Annotated in this window: 18 protein-coding genes and 1 pseudogene; 7 read left to right on the top strand and 12 right to left on the bottom strand. The window is 68.7% G+C overall.

The annotated features are described in order from the left end of the window. Window positions 1–200: 200 nt before the first annotated feature. The 5 genes from LNW72_RS13625 to LNW72_RS13605 form a co-directional block, all read right to left on the bottom strand. Window positions 201–842 carry a class I SAM-dependent methyltransferase gene (locus LNW72_RS13625; RefSeq protein ID WP_250975655.1) on the bottom strand — a complete coding sequence of 214 codons (642 nt, stop codon included), beginning with the start codon at window positions 840–842 and terminating at the stop codon, window positions 201–203. Window positions 843–933: 91 nt separating this feature from the next. Then, window positions 934–2,154, bottom strand: a complete 1,221-nt coding sequence (locus LNW72_RS13620) for a permease (RefSeq protein WP_250975654.1) — start codon at window positions 2,152–2,154, stop codon at window positions 934–936. A gap of 116 nt (window positions 2,155–2,270) precedes the next feature. Beyond that, window positions 2,271–3,194: a hypothetical protein gene (locus LNW72_RS13615; protein ID WP_250975653.1), complete on the bottom strand. Its 924-nt coding sequence runs from the start codon at window positions 3,192–3,194 to the stop codon at window positions 2,271–2,273. A gap of 107 nt (window positions 3,195–3,301) precedes the next feature. After that, the gene (locus LNW72_RS13610; RefSeq protein WP_250975652.1) at window positions 3,302–3,754 is read right to left on the bottom strand and encodes a hypothetical protein; all 453 of its coding nucleotides are present in this window, start codon (window positions 3,752–3,754) and stop codon (window positions 3,302–3,304) included. 114 nt (window positions 3,755–3,868) lie between these two features. Continuing rightward, entirely contained in the window at window positions 3,869–4,825 is a 957-nt protein-coding gene (locus LNW72_RS13605) for a cation diffusion facilitator family transporter (RefSeq protein ID WP_374117242.1), read from the bottom strand. Between the two features lie 295 nt (window positions 4,826–5,120). On the opposite strand from LNW72_RS13605, the gene LNW72_RS13600 reads away from it, so the two are divergent. After that, on the top strand, window positions 5,121–5,477 hold the full coding sequence (locus LNW72_RS13600; RefSeq protein ID WP_250975650.1) for a metalloregulator ArsR/SmtB family transcription factor: 357 nt from the start codon (window positions 5,121–5,123) through the stop codon (window positions 5,475–5,477). 42 nt (window positions 5,478–5,519) lie between these two features. Here LNW72_RS13600 and LNW72_RS13595 read toward each other — a convergent pair. Continuing rightward, window positions 5,520–5,950 (bottom strand): annotated as a pseudogene (locus LNW72_RS13595) (N-acetyltransferase family protein). A gap of 236 nt (window positions 5,951–6,186) precedes the next feature. On the opposite strand from LNW72_RS13595, the gene LNW72_RS13590 reads away from it, so the two are divergent. Then, entirely contained in the window at window positions 6,187–6,396 is a 210-nt protein-coding gene (locus LNW72_RS13590; protein WP_250975649.1) for a hypothetical protein, read from the top strand. 65 nt (window positions 6,397–6,461) lie between these two features. On the opposite strand, the gene LNW72_RS13585 is transcribed toward LNW72_RS13590, so the two are convergent. Continuing rightward, on the bottom strand, window positions 6,462–6,764 hold the full coding sequence (locus LNW72_RS13585; RefSeq protein WP_374117241.1) for a helix-turn-helix domain-containing protein: 303 nt from the start codon (window positions 6,762–6,764) through the stop codon (window positions 6,462–6,464). Window positions 6,765–7,246: 482 nt separating this feature from the next. Here LNW72_RS13585 and LNW72_RS13580 point away from each other — a divergent pair, with 482 nt between their 5' ends. Further along, window positions 7,247–7,723, top strand: a complete 477-nt coding sequence (locus LNW72_RS13580) for an ATP-binding protein (RefSeq protein WP_250975648.1) — start codon at window positions 7,247–7,249, stop codon at window positions 7,721–7,723. 699 nt (window positions 7,724–8,422) lie between these two features. Next, complete coding sequence (locus tag LNW72_RS13575) at window positions 8,423–9,700, top strand: SpoIIE family protein phosphatase (RefSeq protein WP_250975647.1); 1,278 nt, start codon at window positions 8,423–8,425, stop codon at window positions 9,698–9,700. A gap of 227 nt (window positions 9,701–9,927) precedes the next feature. On the opposite strand, the gene LNW72_RS13570 is transcribed toward LNW72_RS13575, so the two are convergent. The 3 genes from LNW72_RS13570 to LNW72_RS13560 all read right to left on the bottom strand — a co-directional run bounded on the left by LNW72_RS13570 (window position 9,928) and on the right by LNW72_RS13560 (window position 12,543). After that, window positions 9,928–10,230 (bottom strand): hypothetical protein, encoded by a 303-nt coding sequence (locus LNW72_RS13570; protein ID WP_250975646.1) that lies wholly within the window; start codon window positions 10,228–10,230, stop codon window positions 9,928–9,930. Between the two features lie 171 nt (window positions 10,231–10,401). Continuing rightward, a complete protein-coding gene (locus tag LNW72_RS13565; RefSeq protein WP_250975645.1) occupies window positions 10,402–11,967 on the bottom strand; it encodes a DEAD/DEAH box helicase in 1,566 nt (521 codons plus the stop codon). Window positions 11,968–12,339: 372 nt separating this feature from the next. After that, window positions 12,340–12,543, bottom strand: coding sequence for a cold-shock protein (locus LNW72_RS13560; protein ID WP_034275260.1), 204 nt, complete (start codon window positions 12,541–12,543; stop codon window positions 12,340–12,342). A gap of 285 nt (window positions 12,544–12,828) precedes the next feature. Between LNW72_RS13560 and LNW72_RS13555 the strand changes: the two genes are divergently transcribed. Then, on the top strand, window positions 12,829–13,146 hold the full coding sequence (locus tag LNW72_RS13555; protein ID WP_250975644.1) for an SCO5918 family protein: 318 nt from the start codon (window positions 12,829–12,831) through the stop codon (window positions 13,144–13,146). 487 nt (window positions 13,147–13,633) lie between these two features. On the opposite strand, the gene LNW72_RS13550 is transcribed toward LNW72_RS13555, so the two are convergent. Together LNW72_RS13550 and LNW72_RS13545 are read right to left on the bottom strand one after the other, a co-directional pair. Beyond that, entirely contained in the window at window positions 13,634–13,795 is a 162-nt protein-coding gene (locus tag LNW72_RS13550) for a hypothetical protein (protein ID WP_250975643.1), read from the bottom strand. A 471-nt stretch (window positions 13,796–14,266) separates the two neighbouring features. Beyond that, entirely contained in the window at window positions 14,267–14,674 is a 408-nt protein-coding gene (locus LNW72_RS13545; protein WP_250975642.1) for a hypothetical protein, read from the bottom strand. A 1,006-nt stretch (window positions 14,675–15,680) separates the two neighbouring features. Between LNW72_RS13545 and LNW72_RS13540 the strand changes: the two genes are divergently transcribed. Together LNW72_RS13540 and LNW72_RS13535 are read left to right on the top strand one after the other, a co-directional pair. Continuing rightward, a complete protein-coding gene (locus tag LNW72_RS13540) occupies window positions 15,681–16,007 on the top strand; it encodes a MerR family transcriptional regulator (RefSeq protein ID WP_250975641.1) in 327 nt (108 codons plus the stop codon). Between the two features lie 1,103 nt (window positions 16,008–17,110). Continuing rightward, window positions 17,111–17,980, top strand: a complete 870-nt coding sequence (locus LNW72_RS13535) for a helix-turn-helix transcriptional regulator (RefSeq protein WP_250975640.1) — start codon at window positions 17,111–17,113, stop codon at window positions 17,978–17,980. Window positions 17,981–18,074 lie beyond the last annotated feature (94 nt).

The following is an 18,074-nucleotide window of genomic DNA, read 5'->3' as shown; positions in this document are numbered from 1 at the left end:
CACAACCGCACCCCGAATGGCATGGGCGTCTGTAAGACAACCAATTCGCACCCCGCTCAACCCGGTGCCCCAGGCATCAACGCTGCCGCGTCCTATTGCACGAATGCCACCGGGTTGACCGCCTCCGCCGCAGGTCCGCTGGGCATCCAGCCGTTTCGACCGCCACTTGCCCCAGATGGGAGGCCGTTCCCCTTTGGTTGTCACGTGATGCGTCGGATGACGGCCCAGCTGCCCCAGCCAGCGGTGGCCTCGATGGTGTGCCATTGCCCAGGGATGGCGGCGGCCACGTCTTCAGAGGGTACGTACAACGGTCCTTCCGGGCCAAGTTGGTTGATCCACCGCAGCACGCCGTCCGGGGCTAGTACCCGGGCGATTTCGGTGGGGAACAGGAGCATGTCGATGGCGGCGATGGCAGCGATCGACGCGTCGGGAACGGGCAGTGCGCTGGCGTCGGCGCGAACGCGGGTGGGAGAGCGGTCGGCGGCCTGGTGGAGCATCTGCTCGGACAGGTCGAGGCTGAGCACAGTCGGGAAGGCGGTTGCGAGGAGCGGGGTGAACTGGCCGGTGCCGGAGCCGACTTCCAGGCAGGTGCCGTTCGGAAGGGGTCCGCCGCGGGTTAGGGCATCGCGCAGCGGGTCGTCGCGGCCAGTGGCTTGGGCGCTGTCCCAGTCTGCGGCGAGCTGGTCGAACAGTCCGCCGAGAAAGCCGGCTTCTGCTGCGGTCCAGGGGCGCCGGCCGGCGGCCAGGTCACGGGCGAAGGTGCGGAAGGCATCCGCTGTGTCCCTCGGTGGCAGCGGTTTGCCGTCCGGGCTGGGCAGGACGCGCGGCAGCGTATGGGCCATGGGCCCAGTTGAGCACCGCCGGGACAGCGCGGGGATCGGCCCGGGGGTGGATTGCTGGGCTCCACCCCCCGGTGGAGATGTCGGGGAGAGGTCAGCCATGGTCGGCGTGTCCCTGGTGGTTCCCGCTGTTCGGTCCCTGGGGGTGGTTGTCATCGTGCCGGTGGTGGTTGTCGCTGGTGTTGGGTGTGCCACCCATCATGCGGAGCATGTCGCGTCCGCCGGTGCGCAGGAACCGGATGACGAGGGCGGCGGCCAGGAGGAGGAAAGCGATGTTGAGGAAAGTGGTGTAGTTCCAGGAGACGCCTTCCATGGGCACCTTGGCATCGGCCTGGTCGGGGATGAGGCCCAGGCCGCCGAAGGTGAACTCCACGATGTACCCGGCGATGACGGTGGCGACGTAGAAGGTGCCGAGCAGGAACAGCGCCATTTTCGCCCCGTAGTACTTCCGGTAGATGTTGAGGATCGGCAGGATCAGCAGGTCGGCGAAGATGAACGCGACGACGCCGCCGAAGCTGATGCCGCCCTTCCACAGCACGACGGCCAGCGGCACGTTGCCGATGGAGCAGACGAACGAGGCGATGGCGACCAGTGGGCCGATGATCGGTCCCCACAGTTTGGACGCGAGCGGGTGGCCGTCGAAGAAGAACGCGCGCCAGAACGAGTCGGGCACCCAGGCGGCGATGGCCCCGGCGATGAGCAGGCCGATGACCAGGTCGCGCAGGATCGCCGCCCATTCCATGACGAAGACGTGGCTCGTGGAGGTGAAGCCCTCACGGGACAGCAGTCGGTTCGCGAACGAGCCTTCTCGTTGCACGGACATGTCCATCGCCGCGTGGCCCTCCATGGAGCCGGCGATGCCGCGTTCGGCCTGCTCGCGGGCTGGGCGCAGCAGCTTGTCGCGCAGGAACAGGCGGAACAGCACCGCCAGGACGACGATCATGATGGGGCCGCCGACGAATTCCGCAGCGGTGAACTGCCAGCCCATCAACAAGGCCAGGATGACGCCGAGTTCGACGACGAGGTTGGTGGAGGCGATCTCGAAGGCCATCGCGGCGGTGAAGTTCGCGCCCTTGCGGAACAGGGAGCGGGCCAGGGCAACAGCGGCATACGAGCACGAGGAGGAGGCCGCACCGAGCCCGGCGGCGATGGCCAAGGTGCGGGGACGGTCGTCACCCAGGAGCGAGGCGACGGTGGATTTGCGGACGACCGCCTGAACAACGGCGGACAGGGCGAAGCCCAGAATCAGGGCCCAGGTGATCTCCCAGGTCATGGACCCGGCGATCGACAGGGCGTGCAGTAGGGCATGGACCATTTCTGAAGCCTTCCGACGAGAACACGACGTGGGACCCGCCGACACGACACGCTGTTATAGCGCGGGGCGGGCGGGTGCCTTGCGGGGCGCCCCGGGCGGGGGCGCCCCGCAAGGGTTCAGTCGACGTTCAGGGTCACGGCGGCGGTGTGGAGTTTCCCGCCGGTCTGGAACTGCAGGAACAGCCGCCAGTTCCCCTGCGTGGGCAGCTCGGCGTGGAAGGACAACTCCGGTCCCCCGTGGTCGCCGTTCACCTTGGTCTGGGGGTGGAGGTGGGCGAACGCCGTGTCACCCTCGTGGAAAGCGGTGAGGTGGGCGTAGGTGTCCAGGTAGGGCTGCAGGTCGGTGACGGGCTTTCCGCCCTGGGTGATGTTGACGGTCAGTGGGTGTTCCATGCCGGCCATCGGGGAGCCCTTGACGGTGACGGTGTACCCGTCGACGTCGGTGGAGGTCGTTGCCGCCGGCAGTGAGGTCTTCGTCGCCGTGCCGGGCACGGTGACGGTGCGGCTGAGGACGAACGCTGTGCCCTTGCCTGTTCCGGCGTTCGGGGTGAAGGAGGCGAACAGGCGCCAGGAGCCGGGCGCGAGGGCGGCCAGGTCGGCGGTCCAGGTGCCGTCGGCGGCCATCGTCGGGTGAAGGTGCTGGAAGCCCGTCAGGTCCGAGCGGATGGCGTAGAAGTGCATCCTCTTGGTCTGCTCGATGGCGAAGTCCGTGACCGGCCTGCCGTCCGGGCCGGTCACCGTGAACCGGTAGGCCGCCTGCTTGCCTGCCGGGAGGGTGGTGTCCTGGCTGGTGAGGCGGTAGCCGTCCTTCGTGTCGGACAGGCCGTTGCCGTCGGCCATGGTGCCCATGCCGGGCATGGTGCTCATCGAGGGTGTCGCCTGCGCGGCGGACGACACGGACGGCTTCGCGCCGTGGTCCATGCCGGGCATCGAGGAATCGTTGGAGGAACCGCAGGCGGCCAGGGCCAGCGCCAGGGCGACTGCGGTACTGGCGGCCGCGATCGCACGGCGGCGCGCAATGGTACGGGGGGAAGCAGTCATTTGCGGTGGTCTTTCCGGGTGGGCGCACCACGCCGGGCGGGGCGCGCGGGAACGAGCAGGACACGTCGCCGGGCCCGGTCGAAGATCCGGGTCCCGGCACGGTCCTGTCAGGTCCGCGCGATACACACCGTCAGCAGCAGACTTCGCCCGCCCGGTGGCGGTGGTCCGCGCCGCCCCGTCCGGCCCAGGGGGACCGGCCGGTTCGCGAGCATGCCGACCGTTGTTGTCGCCACGACGGCCAGCAGGGCGCCGCCCATCGGCAGCGGGGTCTGGTCGCGCGCGGCAGTTGAGACGCACAGCGCCCCGTGCATCAGTGAGGCGCCCGACACCTGCTGGGCGCCGGGAGGCGACGTCGCAGAACCCATCGCGTCCGGGACCGTGGAGGTCATCGCTGCGGGGTCGTGACCGTGCGGCATCGGGGAGGCGGCGGACATCGCGCCGTGGCAGCCCTCGGCCGCGGTGGCCGGGGCACCGTGCATGAGAAACAGACCGAGCAGGACCGCGCACAGGGTCAGCAGGCGGGCGGTCGCCCGCCCCCGCGTCTGTGCGATGTCTGCCACTGCTGGTTCCTTCCCCACACTGTGGAGCGCTCCCGGCAACGGGCGCGACCTTCCGACCATACCCCGGGTGGGTACCGGGTGTCGGGGTATCACGTCCCAGGAGTTATTCGGGTGCTATCCCGGGCCGTGAGCGGCCAGGACGGCGTGCGGGTCTCCGCTGCCCGTGGCGGTGTGGTCGGTGTGCACGGTGGCGGCGGTCAGCCGGGGAACGGCGTGGATCAGCGCATGCTCGGCGGCGACCGCCAAGGCGTGCGCCTGCACCACCGTCAGGTGCGGGTCGACGACGATGTCGGCCTCGCCGCGCAGGGCGTGACCGATCCAGCGCATCCGCACCTGTCCGACATCGCGGACGCCGTCCACAGCCCGCAAGGCGGCCTCGGCGGTGTCGATCAGGGCGGGGTCGACGGCGTCCATCAGGCGGCGGAAGACTTCCCGGGCGGCGTCCTTGAGGACCATCAGGATCGCGGCGGTGATCAGGAGGCCGACGATCGGGTCGGCGAGCCGCCAGCCGATCGCGGTGCCGCCGGCGCCGAGGAGGACGGCCAGGGAGGTGAAGCCGTCGGTGCGGGCGTGCAGGCCGTCGGCGACGAGTGCGGCGGAGCCGATCTTGCGGCCGGTGCGGATGCGGTAGCGGGCCACCCATTCGTTGCCGATGAAGCCGACAACCGCGGCGGCTGCGACCCACGGCAGGTGGCTGATCTCCTGCGGGTTCAGGAGCCGGTCGATGGCGGTGTAGGCGGCCAGGGCCGAGGAGGAGGCGATGGTGAGCAGGATGGCGATGCCGGCCAGGTCCTCGGCGCGGCCGAAGCCGTAGGTGAAGCGGCGGGTCGCCGCCCGGCGGCCGAGGACGAAGGCAATGCCCAGGGGCACGGCGGTCAGTGCGTCGGCGCCGTTGTGGATCGTGTCCCCGAGCAGCGCCACCGATCCGGACAGCGCGAACACCAGGACCTGGAGCACCGTGGTGACGCCGAGTACGGCCAGCGAGATCCACAACGTCCGCATGCCCTCGGCGGAGTACTCCATCGCGGAGTCGACCTTGTCCGCCGCCTCATGGCTGTGCGGCGTGACCACGTGCGCGACGCGGTGTTTGAGCCGCGACCACCGCCCTGACCGGTGTTCCCCATGAACATGGCCATGCCCTTGCCCGCGGTCGTCCTGGCCGTGGCTATGGCCGCCGCCCGGTCCGTGACCGCCATGCGCCGCGCCGTCGGCGCGCTCGCCCTCGTGGCCGCTCGGACGGCGGTCATCGCGGTGGGGCTCGGGAGTTGGGCACGTCTCGCTCACAGCAGTACACGCCTTCCGGATCGGGGGAGTCGGTACAACAGACCGGTTGGACACCGCCCGCTCATCCAACCATTATGTGCGTATGACTGCACGCATGCACCTATCAGGTGCGCATGACCCGCAGGAGCGCACCGAGGGCGAGCGGTATGCCGTGGCCGCGGAGGTACTGGGGCTGCTGGCGGACAGGACCCGCCTGGCCCTGGTGGATCGCCTGACCGAGGGCGAGGCGGATGTGACGACGCTCACGGAGTCGTGCAGGGTGGCCCGGCCGTCGGTCAGTCAGCACCTGGCCCGGTTGCGCCTGGCCGGGCTGGTCACCACCCGCAAGGAAGGACGCCGGGTCATTTACGCCCTGCGCCACGGGCACCTCAAGCGCCTCGTCGACGAAGTACTGAGCGTCGCTGACCATCAACTCGGCAATCTGCCACCCCACGACTGAGCCTCGTTTTCTGCTGTAGATAGGACGGATGGATGCGAAGCGTCAGAGCTGCGGGCTGCGGCGCTCGACAAGGATGACGTCGCGCCAGTGGCCGCGGTGCTGGCCGATTCGTTCTCGGGTAACGATGGCGCGGAAGCCGGCGCGCTGGTGGAGCGTGAGACTGGCGATGTTCTCGGGGAAGATCCCGGACTGGACGGTCCAGATGCCTGCTGCTTCCGGCGAGTGGATCAGGGAGTCCACTAGTGCGTATGCAATACCGCGGCCTCGGGTCTGGGGATGACGTAGACGTAGTGCTCGACGACTCCGGCATACGCGTAGCGATCGGAGACGCGGCTGGCAGTGATCCGGCCCGGGACACTGCCGTCGGCGGCGTCCCGCGCGGCGAAGCGCATCGATGAGGCATTTTGTGCGTAGTTCCGTTCGCCGTCGCCCACTCTGGGGCCGACTGGCGCCACGGTGGGGTGATGGCGCATGGAAGGTGGTTGCCGGTACGGGTGTGTGGTCGTTGGGCGGGTGTGACAGTGATGCAGGAGGCCGTGGTTTTGCCCGGTCGTCGGCGTAAGGCGCGCGGTGAAGCGGGCGGTGAAAGGGTTCTGCTCGTAGTTGAGCCGCCATTCCGTGCGGTGCTCGTCCGCCAGTGGTGGGAAGTGCGGCGCGGAGAATGGCGGGGTCCGCTAACCGCCGGTGGTCTGACCTGGCTTGGCGTGGGATGAGCAAGGATGATGAGCGGGCGGTGATCCGCCTCGTGCAGGAGTGGCATTGCCTGATTCCCCGGATGGGGGCGGGGGCTGCACTCAATGCCTTGGTCACGGCTCTCGCGGCGGAGTCGGCCTCAGCGGCGACCATCGTCGGGCTCAAGGCGCAGCTCGACCTCATCGAGGAAGAACGCGATCACGCCCGCATTGACCGCAGCCCATGATCACAACGGCTGGAAGTAGAGGAGGGGGTCCACAGCGGGATGGTCCGGCGGGTTCCAGTACCCCGCTATTCCGCTGCTTTCCGCCGTCGTCGACCGCCGCGGTTCCTGAAATCGACACCGGCCTGGACCAACGCGTGATGCACCCCGCCGTAGGAACGGTGCGTTCGCTCGGCGATCTCGCGGATCGATGCGCCGGCGTCGTACATCGCCTTGAATTGCGTCTGGGCCGCGTCGCGTGCGGCGCCGGTCAACCGTAGGGAGCCCGCCCGCACCTGGGGCACCGCCGTACCCTGCCCCGGCGTGCTCTGCTCGGGGAGCGGCACTCTGGCCGTGGAGGTCTGGTCGGTCGGCGGTGTCATGTCCGGCATGCACAAAATCCTATCGGGGCGCGTGGAGTGCTCCCGGGGCTGACTCGGTAACAACCGGTGGCACGCGGGGGATCCCCCGGCCGCGGCCGCTGTAAGGGAGGTGGGCCGGTGGCTACGGTGTCCCGGGTGAACCCATTCGTGAGAGGCGGGCGGTAGCTGATGATGCGGGAACTGACGGATGCGGAGTGGGCGGGAGTGCGCTCGGCCTACTGCAAGGGAACTCGTGCCGTGTGTCCGGCATGCGCCCGGGGCGGTACCGCTGAGCTCAAGCCGGCGAAGCGCGTGATGCGCTTCGCGTGCGGTCATGAACTCGCGGTTCCGGAAGGTGCCACCCCCTGACGGAACGCCGCGGTGATGGCGCGCAGGTTGCACCGAAGGCGGTCTGAGGCCGCGAATGGGGCGGTAGGTGGACTGTGGGACGTTCAGCGGGGTAGCTGGGGGGAGAAGCCGGCGCATCGCGGAATGCCGATCGAAGGCAGGCATTGAGGAAGGTCCACCTGGCCGAGGCCGGTGCTCCCGCCGCTGTACCGGCGGTCGAGGAGATGGTCGGTTTGGCGCTGGTGTACCGGGCCGGGAACTACGGCGGTGAGCCCGGCAGCCTGGGTGCCGCCCGGCAGTTGGCGGATGAATTCCTTGACTGCCTTGCGGCGGACTTCGCCACGACCGTCAGCGAGCGATTCCGCTTCGACGTGATGCTCGTGGTCACTGAGCTGCTGACCAACGCCGAACGCTACGCGCACGGGCCGTCCCTGCTGGAGCTTGCGGGAAGCACCCGCAGTGTGGTGGTGACGGTATGGGACTCCAGCACCGCTCTGCCGGTCGTGTTCCCGCCCGATCCGTCGCGGGTCGGCGGTCACGGTCTGGAGATCGTGAACCGGCTGTGTGTGCAGGTGACGGCAGAGCGGGTGCCGGTAGGCAAGCGCGTACGGGCCGTCCTGCGCGTTCATGACACCACGTAACGGCCGCCGGGGCAGCGCTGACCGCTTGCGCGGGCGATGGGTGGCGGTGCTGCATTCAACCTCCCGATCAGGCGGATATACGGGGAGCTGATGGTGTGGGTGCGGGCGGCCGGACTGGCACGGATGACAACCCGCACGCGGAGCCGCGGTGGCCGGTGATCAGGTGCCCGGTGACGGTCTGGGACGGGAACCTCATGCAACTGCACACCGGTCGCTCCCGGTTGCTGTGCCCGGAGTGACGCCCCGTGCCACCGCTGTAGCAGGAGGCGGACCGGGGTCCGGTCGCCGCACTCGCCCTCGTCGGACCAGGGACCTGACCCGCCGGCACCATTGAGGGCGAGAAAAGGTCCCACGAGCGGCCTCGGCGCGGCGGCGCTCGGAACGCTACGCAAACCGGCTGCGCAGCAGGAGCAAGGCAGCGAGGTCAGCGCCCCTTACGCGCAGGCCCTGGACGCGGGGCTGTCCGCGGCGCGGACGGCGTTCACGATCCCCTCGACGAGCTCGCAGACACCAGCAGATGGTGTGGGGGGTTCGGGTCAAAGTGCATACCTGCACCTATCCAGAAGGCCGGGAGATGCGGTATCGCTCGACCGGGTGAGAACCGCTCCTGCAGTGGGATAGTTTGCCTCTTCGTGTCTGCCCGGAGTCTTGCGCAACCGGTATGCACTGGACTGGCACGACATCGGGAAGAGGGCTCCCATGCGGGATAGCGGAATCGACGGACTGGGTGAGGCGCTGGCCGCGGCGGAGGCCGCGCCGCCGGTGGAGTCCGTCGACGTTATCGCTGCGGCGCTGCGAAGACAGTTCGGGGCCCGGTCGGTGTCGTTTCTGATCACCGACTTCACCGGCGGCTCGGTGGTGCGGCTGGGTGCTGCGGACGACATCGACCTGGAGCGTCCCGCCGACGCGATCGGTGTGTCGGGCACCGTGTACGAGCAGGTGATCCGCACCCAGCAACCGCACGTAGAGCGCATCGGGGCGGGCCCTTGGACGCAGGTGATCGCGCCGGTGACCAACCGCGGGGATGCCATCGGGCTGCTGGAGCTCTATCTGCCCCACCACCCCGGCCCGAACACGCTGCAACAGATCAGCCGTAGCGCGCATGCGCTGGCGTACATCGTCATCGCGAATCGGCCCTTCACCGATCTCTACCAGTGGGGTCGCCGTACCGCCCCGCTGAGTCTGGCCGCCGAAATCCAGCACCGGTTGCTGCCCGCGTCCCTGGCCTGCGAAGCCGCCCAGTTCGCGGTGGCCGGCGCCCTGGAGCCTGCCGAGTTCGTCGGCGGCGACACCTTCGACTACGTCATAGACCGCGACCACGTCCAGCTATCGGTCACCGATGCCATGGGCCACGACGTGGAAGCAGCGCTGCTGGCCACCCTTCTGGTCGGCGCCCTGCGCCGCGCCCGACGGCAAGGTGCTGACCTCACCGAACAAGCCCGCCAAGCCGACCAGGCCATGGCCGAGCACAGCGGCGGCCGCTACGTCACCGGCCAACTCCTGCGCATCAGCCCGCACGACGGCCGCACCGAGTTCATCAACGCCGGCCACCCCTGGCCGCTGCGCCTGCGTGGGGGAAAGGTCGAGCAAATCGTGCCGGCCATCGACATGCCCTTCGGTTTCACAGCTCCTCACACCTATACCGTTCAGCACCTGGACCTGCGGGCCGGAGACCGGCTTGTCATGCTCACCGACGGAATGCTGGAACGCCGTGCCGAACACCTCGACTTGCCCGCCCTCATCCAAAGCACCCAGGACCTGCACCCGCGTGAGGCCGCCCGCGTCCTGATCGAGCACGTCGTCCACGCCCACGACGGGCAACTGCAGGACGACGCCACTGTGATGTGCCTGGACTGGTACGGCACCCAGGACACTCGACGGCATGCCGACCACGGTGCCGACGTCGCCGAAGCCTCCCCCAGCACCAACAGCGAGGCCGACGACTCCCCGAACTACCAGCGAACTTCACCACGCTGAACACGCCCAGCCCAAGGCAGGCGAGATTCGCACAGGCTCATTCGCGTGTGACCAGACAACGGGGACGGGCCCAGCCGTTGGTCCTCGGCATGGTTGCCCGGCCACGGGCCTCGATATCTCTCACAGAGAGTGACGTATGAAGGTCGCGCTGGGCAGCTGGGCGGCGGCGCGTAGAGATCGGCGCCGCCGCCATCAGCTGCCGGATTTCGTTGGGTCCTGTAGCGGTTCTAGACCCGTTCGGCCGTCCGCTGCGGTGTCAGTTCCGCGCCGGGCGGGCGCAAAAACAGGCACAAGGTGTGGGCGGGCTCGGCCGTCCCACGGATCCAGCGGGTGTCGACGACGGTGCAGTCGGGCCCGTCCCCCAGCCAGTCCGCGGCGGCCTGGAACAGGGCCGTGGGGTCCTGGCCCGCAAGGATCAGCGTCCCGTCGTCCTCCACGGTGACCCACAGGTCGACGTGCGAGTTCACAAACGCCCCCGCTCGCTCGCGCAGCTCTTCAACCAGCGTCGCAGTACCGGAATCCGTCGTCATCGTTACCTTCCGCGCACATGTGTCAGTGACTGTTCGTGTGCCCCGCTTACCTTCCGTTACTCCCTGGAGTTCCTCAGGATCGCGTGAACGCCCACGTCGGCCCAGGCGCCGAGAGCCGTCCCACCCCCGGGCATCGGGATGGGACGGCTCTCGGAAGGTCGGCCGAAGGTGTTACGCAGCGAGGGTCACGCGAGGCGCGGGGCGTTCGCCTGATCCGGAGCGGCGGGCCTGGGCGAAGCGGCTGCGGCGGCCGCGGGTGGCGGAGGCGCTGCGCTTGGCGCGTTCCACGACGGGTGCGGCGATGACGCACGGGATGCCGCTGGGGGCCTGGGCGCCGGTGATGCGGGTCAGTTCGGCCTCGTCGGGGCGGACCTGTGCGGTCTGCGGGGTGATGCCGGCGTCGCGCATCAGGCGGATCATGTCGCGGCGCTGGTTGGGCAGGACCAGGGTGACGACGCTGCCGGACTCGCCGGCGCGGGCGGTGCGGCCGCCGCGGTGCAGGTAGTCCTTGTGGTCGCTCGGGGGGTCGATGTTGACGACCAGGTCGAGGTTGTCGACGTGGATGCCGCGGGCGGCGACGTTCGTGGCGACCAGCACGGTGACGTGTCCGGTCTTGAACTGCTCCAGGGTGCGGGTCCGCTGCGGCTGGGACTTGCCGCCGTGCAGTGCCGCGGCCCGCACTCCGCTGTTCAGCAGGTGGTCGGTGAGCTTGTCCACGGCGTGCTTGGTGTCGAGGAACATGATGACCCGGCCGTCACGCGCGGCGATCTGCGTCGTCACGGCGTTCTTGTCCGCACCGTGCACGTGCAGCACGTGGTGCTCCATCGTGGTGACCGCGCCGGCCGACGGGTCGACGGAGTGGACGACCGGGTCGTGCAGGTAGCGGCGCACGAGCAGGTCGACGTTGCGGTCCAGCGTGGCGGAGAACAGCATGCGCTGCCCGTCCGGACGCACCTGGTCCAGCAGCGCGGTGACCTGCGGCATGAAGCCCATGTCGGCCATCTGGTCGGCCTCGTCGAGGACCGTGATGCCGACCTGGTCCAGGCGGCAGGAGCCACGGTCGATGAGGTCCTTGAGCCGGCCCGGCGTGGCGACGACGACTTCGGCGCCACCGCGCAGCAGGTGGATCTGCCGTCCGATGGACATGCCGCCGACCACGGTGGCCATCCGCAGCCGCAGCGAGCGGGCGTACGGGGTCAGGGCGTCGGTGACCTGCTGGGCGAGCTCACGGGTCGGGACCAGGACCAGGGCGAGCGGCTGCAGCGGTTCGGCGCGCTGCCCGGCGGTCCTGGCGAGCAGCGCCAGACCGAAGGCGAGCGTCTTGCCGGAACCGGTACGGCCACGGCCCAGGACGTTACGGCCGGCCAGCGCGTTGGGCAGCGTCGCACCCTGGATGGGGAACGGCACCGCCATGCCCTCGTGGGCCAGCGTCTGCAGCAGGGCGGCCGGCATGTCCAGCGCGGCGAAAGTCTCCACCGCGGGCAGCGCCGGAGTGAGAGTGACCGGCAGGGCGAACTCACCCTGGACGGACGGGCGCCGGCTCGAACCGCCGGAACGGCCCGACCCCGCATAGCCACCGGAACGGCCGGAGCCACCGGAGCCCGCGTAGCCGCCGGAACGGCTCGGCGCACCGGAACGGCTCGGGGCCGAACGGCTGTAACCGCCGGCGCCCGAAGCACCACTGCGACTGGTCGAACTGGAACTGGAATACGAACGATTGGAACGAACGGGGTTCAAGGGGAACCTTCCTGAACACGGGACGCGCTCAGGAGGCCCCAGCAGCGAACACGCCGCGCGAAGGCATCGCAAGAACGAACCGAAAGAATGAGAAGAACGAGGCGGGACCGAAGCGGCGCGGAATCAACCGCGCGAACACACTTCGTCACGAGCGGCACTGCCAAAGATGCAGGCCGGGAGCGGGACCCGCATGGGGCGGGTCCGGGGCAGTGAGCAGAGCGCGGTCGTGGACCGCGGAGCCGCCTGCCGTGCGGCATGGGTACTGATGTGCGCAGCCCCGCCCCGCGATGAGAGGAGCGGGGGGCTTGCGAGCGACGGTCAGGCCCCGCGACCTTGCGGAGCGGGCCCTGACCGTGTGATGCGCGTCAGTGCTTAGGCGGGAACGATGTTCTCCGCCTGCGGGCCCTTCTGGCCCTGCGTGACGTCGAAGGAGACCTTCTGGCCTTCCTGCAGCTCGCGGAAGCCCTGGGCGGCGATGTTCGAGTAGTGGGCGAAGACGTCAGCGCCGCCGCCGTCCTGCTCGATGAAGCCGAAGCCCTTTTCCGCGTTGAACCACTTCACGGTGCCAGTAGCCATGTGTGTCTCCTTAAGACAGGGGGCAAAACCGAAAACCGCACTGTGCGGAGTCCGCGTCGCCGCAATGAGCCCATCCGGAGATGACCGGCCAAACAAAAAATGCACCCGCGGGTCACGCCCGTCGAGTGCACACAAAGTTCATGGGTACCACAACTGCAACTGGCAACAACGTAGCACGAACACCGGTCCTCGTGCCGGATTTCCACCGGCGGGTTGATCTTCCCGCCGGAGGTCCGGATGTGGGACTCTGAGGGATCCGCCATCCCCTCTCTCTGCTGAGGTCCTATGCGTTGCATCATCGCCGGCTTCCCGTTCGACCTGGTCAAGACCGAAGTACAGGACAAAATGCGGGGCATCAAGCCTGAACCGGTCACCGGAGAGTGCGTGATCATCAGCCGCCGCACCTACCCCGTGAAACAGGTCGGCCAGATCCTTACCCGCCAGGACCGGCGTGACTTCACCGCCGAACAGATCACCCGGGCCATGACCCGACTCGGCTTCACCTGCCGCCCCACACCTCACGCTGCTGCAGTGACTGCCGCCGCTGTTCTCGGCCCACTCCAGGCCGCGGCAGCGATGCTGGGCACACCCGCCTACAGCTGAGCGGCTCACCACACTCCATGTGACCTCAGCAGCGGTGGCCCCACCCGTCTCATGGCCGGTCCGGGCCACGCAGGCCATCACATTCCGTGCTGCCGCCCGCACCGCGACCTGCTGCACAGTCGCCCCGACTTGGCCGAGCGTCTGCCAAAAGGTAGCTCCGGACCCACGTCAGCCTGCCCGCCGACAGCCCGTCCGTCGTCTCCACACCCGTCCCAGGACCCGGCAAGGCTGCGGAATCAGCCGGCAGGCCATGCGAGCGGGCGACCCGGCACGCCGGCGCCCGCCTAGCAGGCTCTGGTCGGGGAATCGAGGTGTCCTCCAGCGCGAACCTTGTGCGCCGGTAGGGGAGTTGGGAGTCTGTGGTGCTCCGGGGTGGAGCGGGAACTGCTGTGCGGATGGCGGTGGTCGTGGTGGAGCAGTGGTCGGGGTTACGCCGGGTCAGCCAGGCGGCGGCGGGCGATACCTCGGGGTTGCCAGGGCGTTTGTGTCACGCGTTGCGCGAGGCGCTGGAGGCGGACTGGGCGGTGATGTCCCTGCACAGTGATACGCCCGGCCGCCAGCTGCTCGCGGTGAGCGGCATACCGGCGCTGCGGCTGGAGGAGCTGGAGTTTCTGGTGGGGGAGGGGCCGTGCCACAGCGCCAGTCTCACCGGACACTCCACGATCATCGGAGACCTCCGCCACCAGGTCACCCCCTGGCCCTTCTTCGGAACGATCGCACGCGAGGTACTGCCACGCATCGGCGCGATCCACGCGTTCCCGCTGCGCTGGGCCGATGAGCGCTTCGGGTCGGCCGCCGTGCTCTACGCCAGACCCCGCGCCACCCCCTGGGCGCAGACCCAACAGGCGGCTGCGGCCGTGGACACCGCGGCCGCGGCGCTCGTGGACAGCTACCGGACGGTGTTTCTCCGGGGGCGGACCTGCCGTGGGAGCCGGCCAGTCTCCTGGACACCCACTGGGGCGCCACCCATCGGGCCGCGGGAGCCCTGGCACTGCGCCTGGGGATCCCCTTCGACGAAGCCCTCGCCCGCATGCGGGCCCTGGCCTTTCGCACCGGACACTCCCTGCGCGACATCACCACCCACCTGCCCTGACCACCCGCACCCCACCGGTCGAGACCGTCACCCGGCATCGGGGGAGTGCAGGTGGTGCTCGCAGGACTGCGGGCGGTGCCGTGCCCGATGCCGCTCCCACTCCATAGCGCGTCGGATCTGTAGATCATCCAGCCCCGTGGCTGCGCACAGGGCTTCGGCAGCCATTCCGTCGGGCTGCTGAGCCAGGGCACGCAGGATCTGCCCGGCCCACAACTCCTCATGGACGAAAGGCCGCTCGCGGTACTCCTGCTGCAGCGCCACGAGGTGCTCGGGAGAGCAGGCGGCGATCAGGCGCCGCCCGTCACGCGCCCGGTGGCGGGGGTGGATCGCGGAGGAGTCCCGGACGACGCCCAGGTGGCACCCGTCGGTCAGCGGCCGGGCGCACGCATCGCAGATGTCCGTCTGCGGGACGGACGGTGACTGGTCGTCTCTCATGCGGTTCTCCTACCCTTTCCATGCCGCCCGTTGCCACCGGTGTCTGCCGAGCGGGAGACAGGATGCCTGTCGGTTCGTGCCACGAAAATCTATCCCAGGTGAAGTAGACATTCGCTTCCGGGTGTGGGTAGTGTTCCTCTCGTAGCCAAGAAGGAAGCAGGGCGCGGCAGACACGAACTGCCGCGCAAAGCAGGTGGCACGGTGATGGAATCCGGCGGCCAGTGCAGTGCTGGTGGGTCGCAGGGTTGATTGCCGGGCCGGGTTGCCCCGGGAGGGGCCGCCGCGCAGGACCGCATTACTGCAAGTGCAGGTCTGACACGCAGTACCCGCAGTTCAGCAGGACCGCATCATGCAGTTTCAGCAGTATCGGATGCGGCTGCAGTACCAGCAGTGCAGTACCCAGTGGTTCCTCGGTGAAGGCGTCGGCTGCGGGCGCGCGCGCCGGGAGGTTCGGCAGTGGGGTTCTAAGCCAGAGCAGTTGCAGGATGGGCGACGGGGCTGGCTGCCGAAAGTGTGGCGCTAGTGCAGGCCACCGAGCAGTACGTATCACCAGCGGTATGCAGCAGTGGAGTGTGAGCAGTTCCTCGGTGAAGGCGTCGGCTGCGGGCGCGCGCATCGGGAGGTTCGGCAGCGGGGTTCTAAGCCAGAGCAGTTGCAGGACGGGCGACGGGGCTGGCTGCCGGAGGGTGGTGCGGTGAAGGCCACCAGCAGTTCGCAGTACGGGTTGGGTAAGTGATTCATCCAGAGGGAACGGAGGGGTTGAGCGCCATCAGGATCGCCCGGGCCGAACGCTTGAGTCCGGGTACCGCAGGACATCGATAGGTAGGTGGTCTCCGGTCACGCAGTTGCGATCCCCGCGCCCCCGACCACGGTCGGTCGTGCGGACTCAGTAGGCCGGCGCAGTACCAGGGCCGGCAGGTGGTGTTTTCCGTCCTTCGGGGCCCTGGCGCTGCAAGCGCCAGGGCCCCTCCACGCGTTCCCTTTGCCCGTTTCCCAGTGAGGTGAGATGACAGCAGAGGTCTCCTTCGGCCGTCTCGATGACGAGGACTACCCCGCCTACACCATGGGCCGCGCCGCCGAAATGATCGGCACCAACCCCGGTTTCCTGCGCGCGATCGGTGACGCCCGCCTGATCACCCCGCTGCGCTCCGAGGGCGGCCACCGCCGCTACTCCCGCTTCCAACTGCGGGTCGCCGCCCGGGTCCGTGAACTCGTCGACCAGGGCACGGCCATCGACACCGCCTGCCGCATCGTCGCCCTGCAGGACCAGCTCGAAGAAGCCCTCGCACGCAACGCCCAGCTCCGCACCCACACTCAACACCCCGCCTCCTGAGCACAGGAGCCGCGCGGCAGGCAACCTGCTCCCCGCCGCATCACATCCCCGGTGCGCAAGCAGACCGCCGGTCATCCTCCACCCTCGACCCCTCGCGCCCTGAAGACTCAGTTCTGCCTCCTGCGCTCGGGGCTGCCCAGAGATGTGTGTGCACCGGGCGGTGCGGGCCGGATACGGCCGGGACGATCAGCGCAAAGGCACAGGAGGAGTCGCAGAAGTGTTAGCGCGACCCAGCGGTCGCTGTGCTGCCCGCTCCCTTCCCGTTGCGGGCATCAAGGCGTTGTTGCCTGCTGCTTACAGACCGCGGAGGGCTACTTGTCGGTGGGTGGCCGGTTTGTGTGGTGTGCGGGCGTTCGCGGTTGCTGTACGGGGGAAGGCTGCTGCTGGCAGGGAGCAGTGGGATCTTCTCCGATATGCCGTTATGCAAGGGTCGTCATGGATCGTTCGGCGCAGGTGAACCCGCTGGTGAAACCACCGTAAGCCGACGCCTAGTCGTCGCGGCGTGGTGCGGGCCGACATGTTCAGGGGCAGTCCTGCACTGTCTGTCGGGACCGGGCGGAGCGGGGTGATCCTGCTCGTGGCACCCATCGCCCCGTAGGTGAGCGCGGGCTGGTGCGGTTTGCGGCTGCCGCGCCAGTGGAGGCGCGGTCTCCGGCGCAGGGGCGGTCGGCTCCGTCCTGGTCGCCACGGCGGACAGCCCCCGCACAGCTCCACGGCGGTCAACACCGCGGCGAACGGCTCCCCTGCGAGCGAAGCCGGCGGCCCGGCCGCCGGTCTACGGCGCGGATCTATGCGTCCAGGGCAGCCGTTCGGGCCTTCGGCCTGATCTGGTGCGCGCTTTCAGGGGCGTCCTCGGCGGTTAGCGGCAAGCCACGGCCCCACCCTTGGTGCTGATGGGGTGGGGTTGTGGCTGCTCGGAAGATCTCATTGCCTGTTTTCATCCTTCCCAGTAGACACCTGGCGTGCCTGTCGCGAGGCAAATTACAAGGGCACGGTCCGTTTTGTCTGCCCCATGAACATGAGGCATGGCAGTTGATCAACAACCCGTGCTCCATGGCAGTCTGCGGGCAGCAGCACGACTTGGAGCCGGAGGTACACCGCTCGTGGCGGCGAACATCAACCCCACCGTCAGGAGACGCCGTCTGGGAGCCGAGCTCCGCCGGCTCCGCCACGCCAGTGGGCTTAAAAGCACAGAAGCGGCAGCTCGGCTCATGGTCTCCCAGCCCAAGATCAGTCACCTGGAGAACGGCCGCCGCACCATCAGGCCCCGCGACGTACGCGACCTGTGTGCGATCTACGGAGTGACGGACCAGCAGGTCATCGAATCATTGATGCAGATGGCCAAGGAATCCGGACAGCAGGGCTGGTGGCACGCTTACGGCGACATCCCCCAGAACGTCTACATCGCACTGGAGACGGACGCCGCCTCCCTCCATACCTACGAATCCATGGTGATCCCCGGGCTGCTGCAGACTCCCGCTTACGCCCACGCGGTCATCGGGGAAACGATTCCCCTGCTCACGGCCGAAGAGGTCGGCATCCGCCTGAAGGTGAGGCTCCGTCGTCAGCACCGGATCTACGACCCGGCCTGCCCGCTGCGCCTGCGGGTCGTCCTGGATGAATCGGCACTGTGCCGCGTCGTCGGCAGCCCGGACGTCATGTGTGAACAGCTGGAGCACTTGAATGCACTTGGCGCCGAGCCGCACATCACGATGCAGGTCCTCCCCTTCACCGCGGGCGCCCATCCGGGCCTGTCAGGACAGTTCTCCATCCTGCAGTTCGCCGACAGCTCCGCAGCGGCGGTGGTGCATCTGGAGCGGTTCACCAGCGACCTCTACCTGGAGAAGCCATCCGACGTGCAGCATTACAGCGTGCTGTATGGCCACCTTCAGGCCCAGGCGCTCAGCCCCGACGACAGCCGCGACTTCCTCACCGACGTCACGAAGATGTATATCGACGTAAGCCGCCTCTGAGTGAGGGGCCTCCGGGTGGCGGGTGGTGACCACCACGTCGATTCAGCACGCGGCAGGTCCGCGCCCTGATGGGTGCGGACCCTGCCGCGTGGGC

The organism is Streptomyces sp. RKAG293, from assembly GCF_023701745.1.
Lineage (GTDB): Bacteria > Actinomycetota > Actinomycetes > Streptomycetales > Streptomycetaceae > Actinacidiphila.
This window is presented reverse-complemented; position numbering and strand designations above follow the sequence as displayed.

What these genes read in the sequence shown, in the direction of transcription:
- LNW72_RS13625 (WP_250975655.1), bottom strand. Translation starts at nt 842, where the DNA reads ATGGCCCATACGCTGCCGCGCGTCCTGCCCAGCCCGGACGGCAAACCG.
- LNW72_RS13620 (WP_250975654.1), bottom strand. Translation starts at nt 2,154, where the DNA reads ATGGTCCATGCCCTACTGCACGCCCTGTCGATCGCCGGGTCCATGACC.
- LNW72_RS13615 (WP_250975653.1), bottom strand. Translation starts at nt 3,194, where the DNA reads ATGACTGCTTCCCCCCGTACCATTGCGCGCCGCCGTGCGATCGCGGCC.
- LNW72_RS13600 (WP_250975650.1), top strand. Translation starts at nt 5,121, where the DNA reads ATGACTGCACGCATGCACCTATCAGGTGCGCATGACCCGCAGGAGCGC.
- LNW72_RS13590 (WP_250975649.1), top strand. Translation starts at nt 6,187, where the DNA reads ATGAGCAAGGATGATGAGCGGGCGGTGATCCGCCTCGTGCAGGAGTGG.
- LNW72_RS13585 (WP_374117241.1), bottom strand. Translation starts at nt 6,764, where the DNA reads ATGCCGGACATGACACCGCCGACCGACCAGACCTCCACGGCCAGAGTG.
- LNW72_RS13575 (WP_250975647.1), top strand. Translation starts at nt 8,423, where the DNA reads ATGCGGGATAGCGGAATCGACGGACTGGGTGAGGCGCTGGCCGCGGCG.
- LNW72_RS13570 (WP_250975646.1), bottom strand. Translation starts at nt 10,230, where the DNA reads ATGACGACGGATTCCGGTACTGCGACGCTGGTTGAAGAGCTGCGCGAG.
- LNW72_RS13560 (WP_034275260.1), bottom strand. Translation starts at nt 12,543, where the DNA reads ATGGCTACTGGCACCGTGAAGTGGTTCAACGCGGAAAAGGGCTTCGGC.
- LNW72_RS13555 (WP_250975644.1), top strand. Translation starts at nt 12,829, where the DNA reads ATGCGTTGCATCATCGCCGGCTTCCCGTTCGACCTGGTCAAGACCGAA.
- LNW72_RS13545 (WP_250975642.1), bottom strand. Translation starts at nt 14,674, where the DNA reads ATGAGAGACGACCAGTCACCGTCCGTCCCGCAGACGGACATCTGCGAT.
- LNW72_RS13540 (WP_250975641.1), top strand. Translation starts at nt 15,681, where the DNA reads ATGACAGCAGAGGTCTCCTTCGGCCGTCTCGATGACGAGGACTACCCC.